The organism is Enterococcus sp. DIV1444a, assembly GCF_051712125.1.
Lineage (GTDB): Bacteria > Bacillota > Bacilli > Lactobacillales > Enterococcaceae > Enterococcus > Enterococcus faecalis.
The window spans coordinates 667118-685718 of the sequence record NZ_JBIOOG010000001.1 but is presented as its reverse complement, the minus strand read 5'-3'; the positions used below and the strand labels follow the sequence as shown (position 1 = coordinate 685718).

14 protein-coding genes are annotated in these 18601 nt (G+C 36.4%); 1 reads left to right on the top strand and 13 read right to left on the bottom strand.

Features of this window, described 5'->3' with window-relative positions; all coding sequences use genetic code 11:
- Window positions 1–9 precede the first annotated feature (9 nt).
- The 13 genes from IGI87_RS03460 to IGI87_RS03400 form a co-directional block, all read right to left on the bottom strand.
- Complete coding sequence (locus tag IGI87_RS03460) at window positions 10–1272, bottom strand: glycosyltransferase (protein WP_104858231.1); 1263 nt, start codon at window positions 1270–1272, stop codon at window positions 10–12.
- Complete coding sequence (locus tag IGI87_RS03455; protein WP_113794975.1) at window positions 1269–2852, bottom strand: hypothetical protein; 1584 nt, start codon at window positions 2850–2852, stop codon at window positions 1269–1271. Before IGI87_RS03455 ends, IGI87_RS03460 begins: the two co-directional genes overlap by 4 nt.
- Entirely contained in the window at window positions 2842–4362 is a 1521-nt protein-coding gene (wsfD, locus tag IGI87_RS03450) for a glycan biosynthesis hexose transferase WsfD (RefSeq protein WP_113794974.1), read from the bottom strand. The genes IGI87_RS03455 and wsfD overlap by 11 nt, the downstream gene beginning before the upstream one ends.
- 13 nt (window positions 4363–4375) lie before the next feature.
- On the bottom strand, window positions 4376–5584 hold the full coding sequence (locus IGI87_RS03445) for a hypothetical protein (protein ID WP_162782630.1): 1209 nt from the start codon (window positions 5582–5584) through the stop codon (window positions 4376–4378).
- An 80-nt stretch (window positions 5585–5664) separates the two neighbouring features.
- Entirely contained in the window at window positions 5665–6594 is a 930-nt protein-coding gene (dnaI, locus tag IGI87_RS03440; protein ID WP_162782653.1) for a primosomal protein DnaI, read from the bottom strand.
- The gene (locus tag IGI87_RS03435; RefSeq protein WP_438736251.1) at window positions 6594–8003 is read right to left on the bottom strand and encodes a replication initiation and membrane attachment family protein; all 1410 of its coding nucleotides are present in this window, start codon (window positions 8001–8003) and stop codon (window positions 6594–6596) included. The genes dnaI and IGI87_RS03435 overlap by 1 nt, the downstream gene beginning before the upstream one ends.
- 15 nt (window positions 8004–8018) lie before the next feature.
- The gene (gene nrdR / locus IGI87_RS03430) at window positions 8019–8501 is read right to left on the bottom strand and encodes a transcriptional regulator NrdR (protein WP_002381296.1); all 483 of its coding nucleotides are present in this window, start codon (window positions 8499–8501) and stop codon (window positions 8019–8021) included.
- 179 nt (window positions 8502–8680) lie between these two features.
- Window positions 8681–9283 carry a dephospho-CoA kinase gene (coaE, locus tag IGI87_RS03425; RefSeq protein ID WP_104854200.1) on the bottom strand — a complete coding sequence of 201 codons (603 nt, stop codon included), beginning with the start codon at window positions 9281–9283 and terminating at the stop codon, window positions 8681–8683.
- Window positions 9280–10122 carry a DNA-formamidopyrimidine glycosylase gene (mutM, locus tag IGI87_RS03420; RefSeq protein WP_104854201.1) on the bottom strand — a complete coding sequence of 281 codons (843 nt, stop codon included), beginning with the start codon at window positions 10120–10122 and terminating at the stop codon, window positions 9280–9282. The genes coaE and mutM overlap by 4 nt, the downstream gene beginning before the upstream one ends.
- A gap of 99 nt (window positions 10123–10221) precedes the next feature.
- Complete coding sequence (gene polA, locus IGI87_RS03415) at window positions 10222–12870, bottom strand: DNA polymerase I (RefSeq protein ID WP_104854202.1); 2649 nt, start codon at window positions 12868–12870, stop codon at window positions 10222–10224.
- A gap of 186 nt (window positions 12871–13056) precedes the next feature.
- Entirely contained in the window at window positions 13057–13968 is a 912-nt protein-coding gene (locus IGI87_RS03410; protein WP_280211859.1) for an aldo/keto reductase, read from the bottom strand.
- A 68-nt stretch (window positions 13969–14036) separates the two neighbouring features.
- On the bottom strand, window positions 14037–15461 hold the full coding sequence (locus IGI87_RS03405) for a helix-turn-helix domain-containing protein (protein ID WP_242365665.1): 1425 nt from the start codon (window positions 15459–15461) through the stop codon (window positions 14037–14039).
- Window positions 15462–15584: 123 nt separating this feature from the next.
- Window positions 15585–17729, bottom strand: coding sequence for a heavy metal translocating P-type ATPase (locus IGI87_RS03400; protein WP_438736250.1), 2145 nt, complete (start codon window positions 17727–17729; stop codon window positions 15585–15587).
- Window positions 17730–17854: 125 nt separating this feature from the next.
- Here IGI87_RS03400 and IGI87_RS03395 point away from each other — a divergent pair, with 125 nt between their 5' ends.
- Window positions 17855–18553 (top strand): helix-turn-helix domain-containing protein, encoded by a 699-nt coding sequence (locus tag IGI87_RS03395; RefSeq protein WP_104854206.1) that lies wholly within the window; start codon window positions 17855–17857, stop codon window positions 18551–18553.
- Window positions 18554–18601 lie beyond the last annotated feature (48 nt).

Genomic DNA, 18601 nt, shown 5'->3' with positions numbered 1-18601 from the left:
GTTTCCTCCTTATTTAAATCGTTCAGTTTTGTACCATTTTGTTTGTGTTTGTTTATGAAAAACATTTTCTTTAATATACATCACCATGCCATAAGCGGCGACTACTAGCCACATTTGACTGTATGTAATATACATCAAGGCAATAATTAAGATATTCTCTAAAGTCATTTCGCCTTTTTCGGTCGTAATACTGACAAAAGTACTGAAAATAAATAACAGAATCGCTAACAGCCACAAGGAGTTGCTAAATCCTTGTAGGGTCGTTGTTAAGTAACCAGACATTGATAAAACTAACATGATGTCTGACAAAACGAGCGATGTCATTAAGAGAAAATAAATGGACAAGAAATATAAAATATCAAAACGGATCCGACTTGCTCTAGGATTAAACAATAATTTAGCATTTTTAACAATGACATAAATATTGCCTTTGACCCATCGCGTTCGTTGTCGGAACCAAACAGATAATGTTTGCGGCTCTTGCTCCCACGTCACTGCTTTTGGTTGAAACTTAATTTTATAGCCCATCATATAGATACGAAAACTAATTTCTGTATCTTCGGCTAACGCTTTATCGTCCCAGCCACCAATGGCTTCAATAATACTACGACGAACAATAAAATTTGTGCCAGGAATCGTGCATAACTTAAACAATTGAAAACGACCGGCTTGTGCCATCCATTGAAAGGCGAGTGTTTCGATATTAATAAAGCGTGTCAACAGGCTTGCATTGCGATTTCTGGTTCTAAATTTACCAATAACCGCACCGTATTCCTCACTAGCGATTAACTCTCCGACTAAATAACGAAGTGCATTCGGTTCAGGCGTATTGTCCGCATCATAAATGGCAATCACGTCTCCCTTGGCTTGCTTAAAACCAATGTTTAAGGCATTGGACTTGCCTTTACCACCCGTTATATTGTCTGTATTAATGATCTGCAAATTTCGATTGGCCGCCTTTTTTTGGACGTTAGCTAAAAGCTCGGCACTATTATCACTTGAGTTGTCATTAATCACAATAATTTCATAGCGATCTTGCGGATAATTAAAATTCAATAACGCTTCCACTGTCCGCACAATGACAATTCCTTCATTATGGGCCGGCACCATAATTGAAACAAATGGCGCTTCTTCGTCCTCTACAGGTGGCGGCGCGACAGGGTCTGTTTTTAAATAATAAACATAGCCAAAAATAACTAAGAGAATATTTACAATTAGTAGACTCCAAATAATGATAGTTGCTGTTAACATTACAATGTCAGCAATGGTCATTTGTCTTCCTCCTTATTAATATATTTCGATCGATAATTCTTTCGTCCAATCATAAACAAAATAATCAGGATGATTAAAGTCAACGTAACAACGCCAATCAAAATATTGTTTGTGATACTGAAAAAGAATGAAAATAAGCCTGTAAATCGTTGTTTTTCAACTGTTGATGCGCCTGTATCAGCCAGACCATTGACAATTTGATTGTTTAAGAAGAACCGATTATTCTGAAATTCGATTTTCTGTGTTTGTGTTTGGACAGTGAAATGTTGATCAGCTTCTGAAATACTAAACACTATCGGTGTTTTTCTGACTTTTTGAATTAGCTGATCCACTTCTTTTTTAGAATTTGGAAATGGAAAACTAATAGTAGTCGGCATTGGAAACCGATAGTCATTCGGATTATCTTTATCCGTCCATTCAATCCCCGATAAATAATCATACGGCAAATCAAACAAAGCATTCTTATAAGTAATCGATTCCCCCGTTTGGTTCCGATAAAAAACGCGTTCAATCGGTGGATTTTCCCTTAGAATAACTGTATCACTGATTGCTAGACCATCTTCTTGGTATTGAAGGTCTTGATTCCAGTATCCTGGAGCAGAGATGCCTACTGGATAGACATGGCTGTCAACTAATAAACTAATCTGCTGTTCCATCAATTGTTTCAAGGCACGTTGGTCATTTAAATCAACATTATTAACCCCTGGCGTTTCTAAGAAAATAATCCCTGTTGAAGCAAACGCACGTAACGCATTTGTAAATAGTTTGTAAGGCAAGAGTGTATTATTTTGTGAGACACTTGTGCTAGATAAAATATAAGGATACGTAGTTTTAACTAATTCTTCTTGCAAATAGGTGGCGACGGACATCTCTCTTAACGGGTTAAAATCAGAAATCGTCAAAAACGGCCGTGACATTTTTTCACTTTCAAGCCATTGACCAATTACGTCCAAGCTTTCTAAAAAAACAGCGCCTTTGCGTTCAAACATTGGTAGAAAAGCATGACCATTTTCAATTACGCCAAATGGATATTCTTCTGGTGCTAATTCTTGTGTTTTTAATCGCCCAACTGTCTGACCTTGCGTATTCTCCAGTACAACTGATTGATCTTGAAAAGGCAATACTTGAGAAAAGCGGTGTTTTTCATCTTCTAACCGATATTGACGATGACTTAATTCTTTCCACGTACCGCTAAAATATTGTTTTTCATCGTCACGCATGTTTCGACCAATGTGTAATTGTTTGCCTTTGAAATGAACTCGATCTGCTAAAAAATCAGAGGCAATAACGCCTGCTTGTTCAGGCCAATTCACCATAGAAATCAAACTGTCATAGTCATCATTTAGCAATTCGCCAGGTACATAATCTGACACCGCCACACTCTGAACTTCTACTCCAAAACTCGTCAATACTCGTTGTAAAGCATCCACATCATTTTCTTTTTTCCCTGCAATATTCAAACTGTCATAGACAAGTAAGACATGTTTACTTGGTGCGGCTAGCGCTGGTTTGGCAAAGCTACAAAAAACGAAAAAAATTAAAAAACACACCCAGCCAATAAGATATTGTTTATTTTTCAATCCTCTCTACCTCCCCAATGACTTGTGGTGTTGTATCTTGCCACATTCGTTTACCAATAACGTCAGAGACAATTTGTAACAAGAGAAAATCTAAAAATACTGAGACTAAAAATAAATGACGTACTAAGTCACTATCTCCATCAATAATAATTGTTGAAATGAAAACAACTAATAAATTTAGGTAAATCCCTGTCATTAAAAAGAAGCGAAAAACTAATCTAGGTTCGCTTGTCTTAATCCCTTTGTATAAACCAACGCCATATAACCCAAACAGAATCACGCCTAATAATAGATAGAAAGCAAAGTTTTTAGGAAAAAAGCTAGCTTTAATACGGTTATACAACATAAAAAATTTAGATTGTTCTAGAGGTGCATACCCCGTCGTTTTCTCAAAATTCCCCACATTATTGGGCTTTACTAAGTAAACATTTGGCACCGCTGAATTCAGTCCTTGCCATAATTCAGATGGATAATTTAAATAATTCAATAACACCCACCCAAAACTCGTTTTATCAAAAAAATCTTTTTTCATTTGTTCAGAAGTTGGTGATACAGGACTGTATTCTTCAAAGTAGGAACGTCCCTTTTGCAAACCATATTGTGGATTAATCTCCCCCTCTGACATCCGTTTATCTGGAACTTTACTATCCTTCATTACGCCACGAGTCATACTATGGTATAAATCACGTTCATAGGTATCGTTAGGGACGATAAAAGCGGCTAACGTTGTAAAACCAATAAGCGCAATTAAAAAGGCCGTCATTGACAAGCGTTGGTAACGTTGTGATAGGTAGACAAAAAAGCCTAAACCAGTAATAATTACACCAATAATCAGCAAATATTCTTGACGAGTGGTCCCTATTAAAAGCACGACCGTTTGTGCCAAGATAACTAAGATTATTCTTCTGAGCCAAGTTCGTGGTTTCGTCACCCGATAAAAATAGACTGAAAATGCTAATACACTCACAGAAAGTAAAAAACTCGTCGCTTCTGTATAAAAAGAATTAAAATAAATCGTATATGAGGCATCTCCTAAGATGAAAATAACTAACAAAGAGATAAGATAACTTTTTTTCAAAGATACGCCTTCGGTTAAGCCTCGTACCAAGAAATAAATTGACACTGAATAACAACTAAGATAAACGAAACCCAAGAAACGAATATCGAAAACCGTTTGACTATAAAAAAGTTTATTCAGCCAAATGGCAATGGTGATGAAAAATTGTTGAGTGGAAACAAAGTGCGTCGTTGTTTCATTAAAATAACGCATAATTGAAAAGTCCTTAACAAAATAGGCCACATTGTCGTAGCTATCACCATTGACACGATAAAGACTATTTGAATTTAACACACGAAAATACTCGCCATTATCTCCCAAGCCATTAATCGGATAAACAAATAACAAAATGCTTGTCACTAACCCAATCCCTAAAACGGCCAAAAGACTTGGCGAAATATAACGACCCAACCATTCAAAAGCCGAGTTCATGTGTTTTTTGATCTTTTCCATGCTTTCACCTCATCTAGAAATCATAGGCCAAAAGAGCCATTAAGTTATTATAGGAATAGACTTGTTTCGTAACTTTATCACCAAATCCTCCATAAATCGGACTGCTTGAATCCATAATTTGAAAATTATTCAGTACTGTAATTGCCGCACGATACAACTCTTTGTCATTTTCGGCAACACCAATTAAAGCCGCTATCGCATAACTGGCTGCAGATTGATTTTTATCCACAGGCGATCCATTTAAATCATACGAGTTAAAAAGCGTTCCTTGCTGAACTTGTTTTCGCACAAAATCAATACTAGTCTGTTTTGCCATCCCAACTTCACTTAAATGGACAATCGTTAATAAAGATTCAATAATATTGAGTGTTCCGTCGTTTTCGTATTTATTTGTTTGGTGATTAAACTTTGTTTGATAAAGGGGTAAATCATCAGAAATATAGCCATCATCTATTAATTGGTAATGATACTGCAAGTAGTCTGCTGAAATCCCGAATTCTTTGTATAGATAACCCAGCGTAATTAAGTCAATATAAAACAAGGATGTTTCTGAAGATTGTTGTTTTGATTTACTATCGTAAAAATCAATTAGAATATTATCTTTCATTGAGGTTTTCATAAAATTCTTGCCTATTTTGTTAATTTCTTGATCATACTGATCTGTTTTAAAATGACCACCTGCTTCAATTAATGCACGAATAATCCGTAAATCATCAATCGAGGCATTGACATTGTACTTATTGCCTTGTTCATCAATTCGGTAACTAAATTGGACACCGTCGTAAAAGGTGTCTTTCGTCTGCTTATAAAAATTATCAAAACGTCCTTGCGTATCAAAGGCTAAATTACGCAAATATAAACCAGAAGATTCACTTAACAACTCATGTCCTGTTGCGACATCTTTGCGTTCAGCATCTGGTAAATAATTAGTTAAAAAGCCGCCTTCTGTCTTAAGGCGAGTTTCAATAAAAAACTTCAACAAATCTTTACGTTTCGTGGTTTCTTTCGTACTAAATTTATTTCTTGTTAAAAAATGTTGTTTGTCCGTCGACATCAAGCGTTGAATTTTTGGATTCACTTTTTCCACCTCTACTTTATAGGATTTTTCTCTAAACAAAAGAAAATATCCTCCCAGAAGCACCACGAATACCCCAATAAAAATCCAAAGTTTTCTCTTCATTATTACGCCTCTTTTCCTCACTTCTTTATTGTCAGTGTACACAAAAGTACTTGTTTTTGCGAAACTTACGCTACATCATCAAGCGCAAGAAAAAAAGCAATCCATAAAATAAAAGGATTGCTCTAACCGTTTCGTCGATCATTTCCTGTCATCGTAATCTCTTTTGACAGATAACGCACACGTTCCATAATTCGTCTGGCTTTTAGTGGCTCTTGTTCTCCTCGTTGCGTCACGGTTAAATGCTCTTCTAAAGCTTTTAAATCTAGGTTGGAAGAGAAAAAAGTAACTAATTGTTCTTGCATTCGGTATTGCAAGATTACACTTAAAACGTCGTCACGAATCCAACTAGTCATGGATTCCGCACCAATGTCATCAATCATTAATATAGGGGATTTTTTTACTGCATCGAGCTTTTCACCAACTTGATCGCGACCAATGGCTTGTTTCATTTCTACTGTAAAGGTTGGAAAATGAACAATTGTCGTAGTAAATCCACGTTCTGCTAAAGCATTAGCCATCGCACCTAATAAGAAAGATTTTCCTACACCGAAGGGGCCTTGTAAATAGAGTCCTTTATGAAATTCTTTTGGTGTCGCAGGATATTCTCTTAAAAATTGCATCGCTTCTGCTAACGCTTTGGCTCGACCTTGAGAAGATGGATCGAAATCTCGTAAATTTGCTTCTCGGACATCTTTTGGCATATCCATTGCCTTTACTCGATTGCGAATTTCTTCTTCCTTCTGACGGGCGATTAAATCAGCCGTTGGGACATACGTTACATCAATGTAATGAAAATTCAACATTAATCTTGGCTCATAGCCTGGGGCAATCATTGTTGGATCGTTTAATTGAAATTTCTTTTTTTCTTGAACAAATTCATACAGCTTAGCATAGCTTTTACGAATATCTTCATCTGTTAAACGCTCTCGGTTTGCTTGTATAAAGGCTTGAACATCTTGATCTTTCAATACTTCGTTAACTAGCTCTTCATATCGTTCATTGATATCACGCTTCTGGATAATTTTTGACATTTCTTTTCCTACGTCTTCCATCATTGGTCACCTCCTTGGTTTAAAAATTCTTGAATTTGTCGATCTAACTCGGCTTGTTCTTCTGGGGAAAGTTTTGTTTCATCGTTTGGCTGATCTGCCCATTCTGGTAATCGCTCTTGTCGAACAGTTTGACGTTTCCCTGAATAATTTTGTTGTCGCTGTTTTTGTTTGGTTTGGCTTTGTTTTGCCAATTCTCTGACGTGCTCAATTGCTTTTTCTGGTGAATGAATCCCACTCTGTCCCCATTCATTCGCAATTCGATTCACATACTCCGCTTTTAAAGTCGGTTGTTGTTGAATGTTGTAAACATAGTTAATCAAAATATTAATCACACTAGTTGGTAAGCCTGATTTGGCAACCAAATATTTCACTAATGATCGTTCTTGTGGTGTCGTATAGCCGCCTCGACTATTTTTTAAAGCTTCTAAATATTGAATAGGCGGATTCTTTTCACTATCCATAATCATTTGAATATCCAGTTCAGAAAAACCATTCATTTTTAATGCGTTATATCGATACGTTTGTTGCTCTTCCACCGTCAATTGTGCTTGCTTGTTTGTCACTACGTTTGTTGGCTGTGGTTTTTTATCAGGATCAAAAGCTTGATGAATCGTTCGCACTAATTCCTTAGGCAAAATTCGACTTGTATAATAGTCAAATGATTTCGAAGCAAAGTCTACCATATCTAACTCATTGATGCCATATAATTGATGAAAAACATAGACTTCTTTTTGAAAACTAGCCTCATCTTCTGGCAGTTGTAAACCTAAACGGTGCAAACCTTCCACAAAATAGTGCCAATCAAAAGAATCCGTTGATACAGAAATTTTCTTCGCTTTTTCTTGTTGGGAAAAAGTTTCTTGAATCGTTGTCAATCGGTTCGCTTCGGAAACCATTTGTTCTTCTTTAAAGGCATAAACCTCTTGAAAGCTAGCGGAAACATTTTGATAGCCCTCTGTTTTGGTAGGATGCGGTTGGAACTTTTGCACTAATTGATCAAATTTCCGTTGTCCAACCCGATTAAATAACACTAAAGCTAACACTTCATCTTTAAAAAAACGAGCGGCTGTTTCAGGTGCTTTTAAATAATATAAATAACAATCTCCTAATTCTCGGTCTGTTTTTTTATACGTTTCTAGCAACCCAATGCCTTCTAATTTGCGGCAAGCTTCTTCTAATTGTTGGCTACTCAAGTCCAACAAACTAATTAAATCTGCATGAAACAGCAAGCCATTCTCCTCTGAGTCTGTTGTTTCAGATAACAAAAGCCAATATAAACTAAACGCATTGGCGCCGACAATTGGTTGATATAAAAAGGTTAAAACCTCTTTCTCTTGATCAGAAAGCGGTGAATCAATAACCGCTTGAAAAATATTTTTTGGTTGGATTCTTTGCCGATTTCCGTTCAAAGAAAGACCTCCTTTTTAATTTTCTGAGTCAGGAGAAGAAGATTTTGCTTTGTCGACAATGTCCTGTAACTCTTTCAAAAACACGCTCATATCTTTAAATTGTCGATAAACACTGGCAAAGCGGATGTAGGCAATTTCATCTAGATTGACTAAATCCTCCATCACATATTCACCGATAAGCGTGGTAGAGACTTCGTTTTCCCCTAAACTACGCACTCGATTTTCAACATTATCGACAATTTGAACCATTTGTTCCATAGCAACGGGTCTTTTTTCCGCAGAGCGAATAAGCCCACGCAAAATTTTATCACGATTAAATTCTTCACGATCCCCATTTTTCTTGATCACAAGTAATGGCGCTGCTTCAATTCTTTCAAATGTAGTGAACCGATAACTGCAATTTTCACATTCACGACGACGGCGAATTGCACGTCCATCATCTGCTTGACGGCTATCAATAACACGGGAATTATTATGATGACATCTTGGACAACGCATAACGTTCACCTCTTCTATTCTGTATAATTTTCGTTGCCTATATTATAACATGAAATTGCGCTATTACTAGGGCTTTAGAACTAGTTCTTAGTTGAATCTTTGCCATTCTTTAATAAAAACAAAGACTTCCGCTATTTTTTCTGAAATTTTCAAAAAATTTTACGTCATTTAAAAAATATTCACTTCTTTTCAGCCTGTTTCTCTAGCCACTTCTTCACTTGTTGTTCCGTTTCTTCTCTAGTTCCTTGATTATCAAATACGATATCTGCTCGTTCTTTTTTCGTTTCAATCGGCCATTGACTAGCAATTCGTTGTTGTGCTTCTTCTTCTGTTAAATGGTTTCGGGCCATCAGACGCTCTTTTTGAATCTTTTCAGGTACATACACCACAGCGACTTGATCCATAATCGCCTCATAATGGGCTTCATAAAGCAGAGGAATATCAACAATAATAAGGGATGCTGCTTTCTTTTTAGCTTCTTCAATTTGACGTAAAATTTCTTTTCTTAAAAAAGGTTTCAGCGTTTCATTTAACAACTCCCGTTTTTGAGAGCTAGAGAAAATTAATTGTCCTAATTTTTTCCGATCCAATTCACCAGTTGTTAATACTATTTCTGGGCCGAAAGTTTCCACGATTGCGGCTAAAGCTGGTTGCCCTTTTGCAACAATTTCTCGGGCGATAACATCGCCGTCAACAATTGGATAACCCGCTTTTTTAAAAAAAGCAACAACCGTACTTTTACCTGTCGCAATCCCTCCTGTAATACCTAAAACTTTTGTCATTTCAATCGACGCCCCTTCAATTGTTGACATTGTGGACAATAATGCGTACCACGTTGTGCCACTTTTGTTTTAACAATCGGGGTACCACAACGATTGCAAGGTAAGCCTGTTTGCCCATAGACATTCAACGCTACTTGAAAAGTCCCTGCTTCTCCTAACGCGTTTAGATAGGTGCGAATGGTGGTTCCACCTGCTTCAACAGCGCGTGCCAAGACATCAATGATTGCTTGATACAACGTAGCAACTTCCTCAGGTTTTAAGGAATCTGCTGGTTGCTCTGGATGGATTTGCGCTTGCCAAAGTGCTTCATCGACATAAATATTCCCCAAGCCAGTCACTAGCTTTTGATCTAACAGCAATGGCTTAATTGCCTTATGATGCTTTTTCAAGCCTTGTTGAAAAGCAGCTAATTGAAAAACGTCTGGTGTTGGCTCTGGGCCCAAAGCTAAAATCCCTTTATATTGATGACCTTGATTCTTAGGAACCAATGTCATACGGCCAAATTTTCGCACATCTAAATAACGTAATTGCGTACCATCTGTAAAAGTAAACATTACATGGGTATGTTTGGCAATGTCATCATCAGCCTGATGAAACTCATATTTTCCTTCCATTCGTAAGTGAGAAATCATATCATTATCAGACAATTTAAAAATCAGAAATTTTCCTCTTCGCTCAATCCCTTCAATCGTTTGGCCAGCTAATTGACCTTGAAACACATCAACTTCTGGTGATTCAATAATTTTTGGCCAAAAAACAATGACTTCTTGAATGGTTTTTCCTACAACAAGTTTTTCAAGTCCTTTTCGCACTGTTTCTACTTCTGGTAATTCTGGCATTATTTTTGCTCCTTTATATAAAGAGGTCTGAACGCTTAGATACCAACGTCCAGATCCTACTTATGCTTATTTTATTCATAGTTCTTAATGGGTAAGCTATTATTTTGCTTCATACCATGTTTTACCCCAACTGCTATCGGTGATAAGTGGCACATGTAAGGAAACCGCGTGCTCCATCACTTCTTTCACGAGTTGATTTAATTGTTCTAATTCTGATTCTGGCACTTCAAAAACTAACTCATCGTGCACTTGTAATAACATTGTCGCTTGTAATTTTTCTTCTTTTAAGCGACGCGCCATTTCAATCATCGCAATTTTTAAAATATCTGCGGCACTTCCCTGAATCGGTGTATTAATCGCTGTACGTTCAGCGAATGAACGTAGATTAAAGTTTCTTGAATTAATATCACTTAAATAACGACGACGATGATACAATGTTTCCACATAGCCTTTGTCTTTGGCATCGCGGACAATCTCTTCCATATACTGTTTCACACCTGGATATTTTTCAAAATAGGTGTCAATATATTGTTGTGCTTGCTTTCTAGTAATGCCTAAGTTTTGGGACAAGCCATAATCACTGATACCATAGACAATTCCAAAATTCACCGCTTTAGCTTGACGACGCATGTTAGGTGTGACCTCTTCTGCTTTTTCGACACCGAAAACTCGCATTGCAGTGCTGGCGTGGATATCTTGCCCTTCCACAAACGCTTCTTTTAAATGCTTGTCATTAGAAATATGCGCCAGGACACGTAACTCAATTTGAGAGTAGTCAGAAGAGAAAATCAACCAGTTATCCTCTCTTGGTACGAACGCTTCTCGAATTTTCCGGCCTTCTTCTAGACGGATAGGAATATTTTGTAAATTAGGATCTACTGAGCTTAACCGTCCTGTTTGTGTCAGTGTTTGTACATACCGAGTATGAATTTTATTATCTGGCTGAATTACTTTTAAGAGCCCTTCAACATAGGTCGATTGAATTTTGGCAATTTGACGATAAGTTAAAATATCCGCCACAATTGGTGCTTGTTCTTTTAGTTGTTCTAAAACATCCACCGCTGTTGAATAGCCAGTTTTCGTCTTTTTGATCACAGGTAAGCCCATTTTTTCAAATAAAATAACGCCTAATTGTTTAGGTGAGTTCAAATTAAATTCTTCGCCAGCTTCTGCATAGATTTTTTCTTCGATTTCTTTCAGGCGTTCTGAAAATTCTACTTGCATTTCTTTTAAGCGCGTGGCATCAACACGGATCCCAGTTATTTCCATATCGCCTAAAATACGAGAAAGTGGTAATTCCATTTTATAGAATAAATCAGCTTGATTCTTTTCTGTTAATTCGCTGTCTAATTTGCTTGTTAAAAATTGAATTGCTTTAATCTTACGCGCTAAGTGACCAAAGAAAACTTCTTCGTCTTCTGGCAAGCCTTTTTTGGCCCCTTTTCCATAAATTGCTTCATCAGATTGAATCGCATCATATCCGTAATGTTGTGCTACGCCTTCAATATCAGCGTTATTGTCATTGGTATCAAGTAAATAAGCAGCCAATAAAACATCAAAGGCAATCCCTGTCATTTTTCCTACATAGCGATTTAACGCAACGTACGTCCGTTTTGCATCGTAGACATTTTTTTTACGTGTCTCATCCATCAACCAATCGATAAATGGCTGACTTTCAAAAACAGCTAAATTATTCGTGGTATAAATCTTCTTGTCGTTGCCCCAAGCAAGGCCGACAATCGGTGACGTATGATAGTTATCTTCCATCATCTCAACATAAAGAGCCATATCGTCTGTAAACATTTCATTGGTTAACTGATCTTCAACGACTTCAAATAAAATATCTTCCATTTCAACAGGTTCTTCTGTAATGTCCAACTTAGCTAAAAATTGTTTAAAATCCATTTCTTTATAAAAAGGAACCAATTTTTCTAAATTTTTCCCTTTATATACCAAGTCTTCCACATTGACTTCGACTGGTGCATTGACTTCGATTGTCGCTAAACGTTTAGAAAGAAAGGCTTGCTCTTTATCATTAATCAGGTTTTCTTTCATTTTGCTTTTTTTCATTTCATCGATATTTTCATAAACCCCTTCAACTGAGCCATATTGTTTTAACAGCTTAATCGCAGTTTTCTCACCAATTTTCGTTACACCTGGAATATTATCCGACGTGTCGCCAGCCAACCCTTTCATATCAATAATTTGATTAGGTGTTAACCCATCATATTTTTCAGCAATATGCTCAGGCGTATATGATTCAATATCGCTAACTCCTTTAACAGTGATATCTACTTTGACAGTGTCAGTAGCTAATTGTGTCAAATCTCGGTCTCCTGATAACACAACAACATCAAATTCATCTTTATCAACTTTGTTGGCTAATGTACCAATAATATCATCCGCTTCATAGTTAGGCAGTTCATAATATTTTACACCTAAACCTTCTAAAAGTTCACGAATATACGGCATTTGTTCTTTAAATTCGCCCGGTGTTTTTGAGCGTCCGGCTTTATATTCTGAATAAAATTCTGTTCTGAATGTGGTTTTCCCTGCATCAAAAGCGACTAAAACATGAGTAGGCATTTCTTTTTGCATTACATTTTCAAACATATTGTTAAATGCATAAATGGCATTTGTATGCAAGCCGTTCTTATTTTTGAATCGTTCTAATGAGTTATGTAGCGCAAAAAATGCACGAAAGGCTACACTGTTTCCATCAACGAGTAATAATTTTTTTTTGGTCATTTTTTTCCCCTCATCTTTAGCAAACTAGTTTCCTTTCTATTTTAACAAAAAACTACAGAATTTGCAGTAGACGGCGATTGCCGAATGAAAGAAAAAGGTATTTGACATAGTGCTTTAATGATGACTATATCAAATACCAAAATCAAGCAGCAATACACGCTGTATCTTCGAAAATATGAGAATATTTTACGGCAAAACATTTCCCGCTGCACGATAAATGTCGTACCAATCTTCGCGACTAATCACAATATCTGCTGCTTTAGCAATTTCTTCAATTCTACCAAGATTCATACTTCCTGCGATGACTTGCATATTAGCAGGATGGCGCAGAATCCAGCTGCTGGCTAAACCAGTTGGCGTCGTTTGATATTTTTCAGCCAGCTCGGTTAATTTTTGATTTAACTCAGGGAATTTTTCATTTCCAATAAAGACACCTTCAAAATATCCATATTGATAAGGTGACCATGCTTGAATAGTCATTTGTTTCAAACGTGAATAATCTAAAATGCCATGATCATAATCAATGCTTCCTGATGTTTCCATATTTGTTTGTAATCCTTGATCCACCATGCCAGTATGCTTGATGCCAAATTGTAATTGATTGGCTAATAATGGTTGTTTAACAGCTGTTTTTAAAAGTTCAATTTGTCCTGGCGTTTGGTTACTTACACCAAAATAGCGAACTTTCCCTTGTTTTTCTAATAAATGAAAAGCTTCAGCTACTTCTTCTGGTTCCACTAAAGTATCTGGACGATGCAACAATAATGCATCAACTGAATCTATACCTAAACGCTGTAAACTCCCTTCGACCGCTTCTAAAATATGTTCTTTTGAAAAGTCAAAAAAGCCTTGACGAATCCCACATTTCGTTTGTATAAAAATATCTTCACGACGAATGGAACTTTCTTTTAAGGCCTTGCCAAAAATGGTTTCGCAGTCGCCGCCACCATAAATGTCGGCATGATCAAAGAATGTAATGCCATGATCATAAGCAGCTTCAATTACCTGTTGAGGATTTCCAGCACCATTTAAGCGCATACATCCTAAGATAACCGAAGAAACTGTTTCGTCACTTGTACCAAATTGCAGTTGTTTCATTTTAATATCCTCCTCATCCATTCCTCTTACTTCTTCATTTTAACACTATTTAGACAAAATTGGACTTCTTACGATAGATTCGCTTCAACTTTTTCAAAAAAAGCAGGCGATAATTCTTCTGGCAAATAAACAATTGTCTCTGGAGAAAGTGATACGTTCATCTGAAACAAATGATTGACAATTACTAGATGTGCTTGGTGAAGTTGATACGTTGGTTTTCCATAAATAATTGTAATATTCTTTTTTTCACTGAAATAGTTTTTTAAAGATTGCCCCAGCGCTTGTTCCTTTTCTGGAGGAAAGTCTGTCAATAAACAAATAATATATTTTTTTTCATATAAAATGGGATTAAATAAATCCAAGATGTGATAAAAATAGCAATTCGTCAATTCCCTTTCTTTTACTGAAGCAAAGACTGGATACAGGCGTTTTAAAAGCCTAATAAGTTTCTGTAATCTGTGCCAGGTTTGCTGATAACGTACAGCGAGTGTTTGTTCCTGTTTATGAGCTGGCAACCATGCTTGTCCGTCTAATAAACTATTCATATGCGTACTTAAAAATCGACACAAATGAATTTCTTGATAATTAAACTGATGTTGTGTAAAACTTTTCCTAATTTCTTTCATGATAAAAATAGCTGTTTTTAAGCATAAACTTTCAATTTTCATTTGCTCATGAATAAAATATTTTCGTGCTCTCTTGCCAAAGCAACCACCAAAATGCGCTTCAAGAATCACAAATAACGCTTTTTGTTCTTTGAGAGACATAAAAGAAGTGCTTAATACTTCGACACGGAATAAATAAAAAAAGGGACTTGTTTGTTGAAATATACTAGCATTTGGCACTGAAATTTCATGACCGCCTCGGTACCGTTTCTCCCAAATATAAATTAGCCAACTAAGATGATTCTGTTGCGCCACATTTAAATCCAACTCAAAAAAGGTAATGATTTTCCGAGTCATTTCTTTGTTTTCTTCCAGACAACTTTCTTGAAAAAACAAATAAAAATAAAGGGTTAGCTGTCGAATTTGCCATTCATTGCCAGTTAAATCATAATGTTTTTGACGCACAACAATATCAAAATTAACTAGCCAACGTCGTATATTAGACAGTTTCTTCCGAATAGTTGATTCCTGTAAACCTAATCTCTGGGTCAATTGGGCATAATTGATTCGCTCTTCAATTAGACAACGCAAAATATAAAATTCGGGAATAAAATAACAAAATTTTTGTCTAAAGCGAGCTAGCCCACAAGCGCATAATTCACGATATTTTACAATTCCTTTAGTTGTTGTATAAATCTTACAAAGCCGTTCTATCTTAAACCCCTCCTGCTTTTTTTCAAAACGTTGAATGTAACAATGGATCGTTTTGTCGCTCACCTTTAGTTTTTCTGCAGCCATCAAAACAGAAAATGTCTGCTCTTGTTGCAGTAAATCCAACAATTCCAACATATTTTTATGTTCAAAAGACAATAATTCCTTGAAATCCATATATCGTCCCCTTTCATTCCCTTGTTATAAGAATACGTCAAATAAGGCAAAAATTTTTTTTAAAAGAAAAAAATAGAGAACAAAAAGTATTGATTACTTTCCATTCTCTACAATTATATCGAATTATTTTTTTGAAATATGCAGTGTCATAGCGTTTGCTGCTACAATAATTGTGCTTAACGACATCAATACAGCACCTACAGCTGGATTTAAAACAATCCCAATTGGTGCAAGGACCCCAGCCGCTAAAGGAATAGCGACAATATTGTACCCGGCTCCCCACCAAAGATTTTGAATCATTTTGCGTCGTGTTTGTTTGGCTAAATCTAAGAACCTTAAAATATCTTTAGGATCACTATCTGTCAGTACCACATCTGCCGAATCAATGGCTACATCGGTACCAGCGCCTATCGCAATTCCGATTGAAGCACGGGCTAAACTTGGTGCATCATTAATACCGTCCCCTACCATCATGACCTGATGCCCCTCAGTAAGGTACTGTTGTACAATCTTTTCTTTGTCTTCTGGCAAGAGCTCTGCGTAGTACTCCTTCATTCCTAAATAATTAGCAACTGCACTGGCGGCTGTTTGATTATCCCCTGTTAACATGACTGGCGTAATTCCTTGCGCTTGTAACTCTGCAATAAATGTTTTAGCTTCTGGTTTGACTTTATCTCCTAAAGCTAGCAGTGCGACTAGTTGACCAGCGATGATTAAATAACTCAAGGTATTTCCTTGCTCTTGATAGTTTGTTTTAATTGTTTCATCGAAGGTTAACTGTAACCGTGCGACTTCTTTTTCATTGACTATTTTGACTTCTTGGTTTTGAACAGTAGCAACCAATCCCACGCCTGATAAAGCTTGCAGATTATGGGCTTCATAAGGTTGAACGGCTTGTTTATTTAAATAGTTCATGATCCCAATTGCCAACGGATGGTTTGCGTTTTTTTCTAATGCTCCAATATATTTAAGTGCTTCTTCTCTAGTGAATTGCTTACTCATTAATTCTAAGCCAGTAACTGTAAATTGTCCTTCTGTTAAAGTACCAGTTTTATCCAGCAACACATATTCAACCTTATTGGCTTGTTCTAATGCGTTCCGATTTTTTAAAAGTAAGCCATTTTTAGCAGCAATGGAGGTACTTCTAGCAATCACTAATGGAATTGCTAAGCCTAATGCATGGGGACAGGCAATAATAAAAACTGTAACCATTCGTTCAAATGCTAGCGACAAATCTTTCGTTGCCATTAACCAACCGATAAATGCTAACACACCTACGAATAAGGCAATATAGAATAACCACTTCGCGACACGGTCCGAAATTGATTCTAGTTTTGATTTTTCCGATTGCGCTTGTTTAACCATCTCCATAACTTTTGACAGGTAACTATTTTCACCCGTGCCAGTTACTGAAATTTCAATCATTCCGTTGCCATTGACAGCTCCACCAATCACGGAGTCGCCACTGTTTTTTTCTACTGTTTTTGATTCCCCTGTAACCATCGATTCGTCGACTGTTGTGCTTCCTTTCAAAATTTTACCATCTGTCGGAATTTTATCTCCCGAACGAACAATCAACCGATCGCCTTCTTGAACATCTTGCAAAGGAATTTCTTCTTCCCCATGTTCAGTCATTCGCTTGACTGTGTCAGGTAACAGTTCAGCCATTTTTTTCAAGGCATCACCAGCATTAGAAATAGCATTCATTTCAATCCAATGGCCTAAAAGCATAATAACAATCAGAGTGGCTAATTCCCAGAAAAAGTCCATCACGTGGGTCTGATTCGTAAAATGGTTCATGTAAAATGCATATAAGCTGTAAAAATATGATACCGAAATCCCCATCGCAATTAACGTCATCATTGCTGGGCTCTTTTGCTGTAATTCCATTTTAGCGCCACTTAAAAATGGTTGTCCACCATAAAAAAATAGCACAGTTGCTAAAATTAAAACCAACCAATCAGACCCTGGAAAAGTAAATTGAAAAGGTAATTGAAAACCCATCATCGGTGAAAGAACAATAATCGGAATAGCTAAAATCAATGACAGCCAGAATTTTTGTTTAAAATTCCCCATATGCATTGAATGGCCCATTCCTTTCATTCCTTCATGTTGGTGTGACATAGCCATTTGTTCATGCGCCATGTCATGATTCATGTGATTCATTTTATTGTGGGATATTGTTGGCTGTTTTTCCTGATGTTGTTCATGATTATGTTTTGCTGACATATGATCCCTTCTCTTCTTAAGTATTTTCATCTTAAGCATAGCACAAGATGAAAATTGTTAGAAATAATTACTTTTTTTAGTTTAGAAAAAAAAGGAGCCGAATTTTGCGTATGTATATTTTAAGAACACCTTATCCTCATATTTCTCACAAAAGGAGTATTTCAATGAAAATTACTACAAAGCAAGTCGGGGCACGCATGCGTGAAGCTCGAAAAAAGAAAAAGTACACTTTACGTTATTTAGCCAATAAAATTGGTTTATCTAGTGGAAGTACAATTAGTAACTGGGAACTAGGGTTGAATTTACCCAATAAACGATACTTAAAAAAAATCGCTAAAGCCTGCGATACAACAGTAGATTGGCTACTTTATGGTGATTTTGATCGATTTGTGCGCCAACTATTGAAAGAAAATTTTCAAAATAAACAACTGCTAAAACCACCTTTTTTTACTCAGTTGATGGTACGTTTATCTGAAGAACAGCTATCCTATCACGATTCATTAAAAATTATGATTCACGCGCAAAAGTTACAGCAGTCCTTTTATGCTTTTCCGCTAACAGCAGAATCCCCCTCTCATTCCAAAGAGAGTATTTCTATTTATGAACCAACAACTGCAGAAGAACAGTCTGACCAATCTTATTATCATCCGTTTATTTTGTCGGAACTACATGAATTATTTACACATTCTCAAAATCCAGAATTGGATTATTCTCTGATTATCGCTTTTCTTCCTTTGTTAAAAGTAGATCAATTAAATGAGCCACAAAAAGAAATCTTGCTGGCCATCTTTAAGCGGATGAATTCCTTTAAAGACCAAACGCTTTTAAATGAATTTTTTGTGGAATTACAGTATTTACTCTGACTCTACAAAAAAGATTGAGCCATGTATCTTAAGGACCTAGGCTCAATC

Coding starts and splice junctions, on each gene's coding strand:
- IGI87_RS03405 (WP_242365665.1), bottom strand. CDS start 15,461: ATGGATTTCAAGGAATTATTGTCTTTTGAACATAAAAATATGTTGGAA.
- wsfD (WP_113794974.1), bottom strand. CDS start 4,362: ATGGAAAAGATCAAAAAACACATGAACTCGGCTTTTGAATGGTTGGGT.
- IGI87_RS03395 (WP_104854206.1), top strand. CDS start 17,855: ATGAAAATTACTACAAAGCAAGTCGGGGCACGCATGCGTGAAGCTCGA.
- IGI87_RS03410 (WP_280211859.1), bottom strand. CDS start 13,968: ATGAAACAACTGCAATTTGGTACAAGTGACGAAACAGTTTCTTCGGTT.
- IGI87_RS03400 (WP_438736250.1), bottom strand. CDS start 17,729: ATGCTTAAGATGAAAATACTTAAGAAGAGAAGGGATCATATGTCAGCA.
- IGI87_RS03460 (WP_104858231.1), bottom strand. CDS start 1,272: ATGACCATTGCTGACATTGTAATGTTAACAGCAACTATCATTATTTGG.
- dnaI (WP_162782653.1), bottom strand. CDS start 6,594: ATGGAAGACGTAGGAAAAGAAATGTCAAAAATTATCCAGAAGCGTGAT.
- polA (WP_104854202.1), bottom strand. CDS start 12,870: ATGACCAAAAAAAAATTATTACTCGTTGATGGAAACAGTGTAGCCTTT.
- nrdR (WP_002381296.1), bottom strand. CDS start 8,501: ATGCGTTGTCCAAGATGTCATCATAATAATTCCCGTGTTATTGATAGC.
- mutM (WP_104854201.1), bottom strand. CDS start 10,122: ATGCCAGAATTACCAGAAGTAGAAACAGTGCGAAAAGGACTTGAAAAA.
- coaE (WP_104854200.1), bottom strand. CDS start 9,283: ATGACAAAAGTTTTAGGTATTACAGGAGGGATTGCGACAGGTAAAAGT.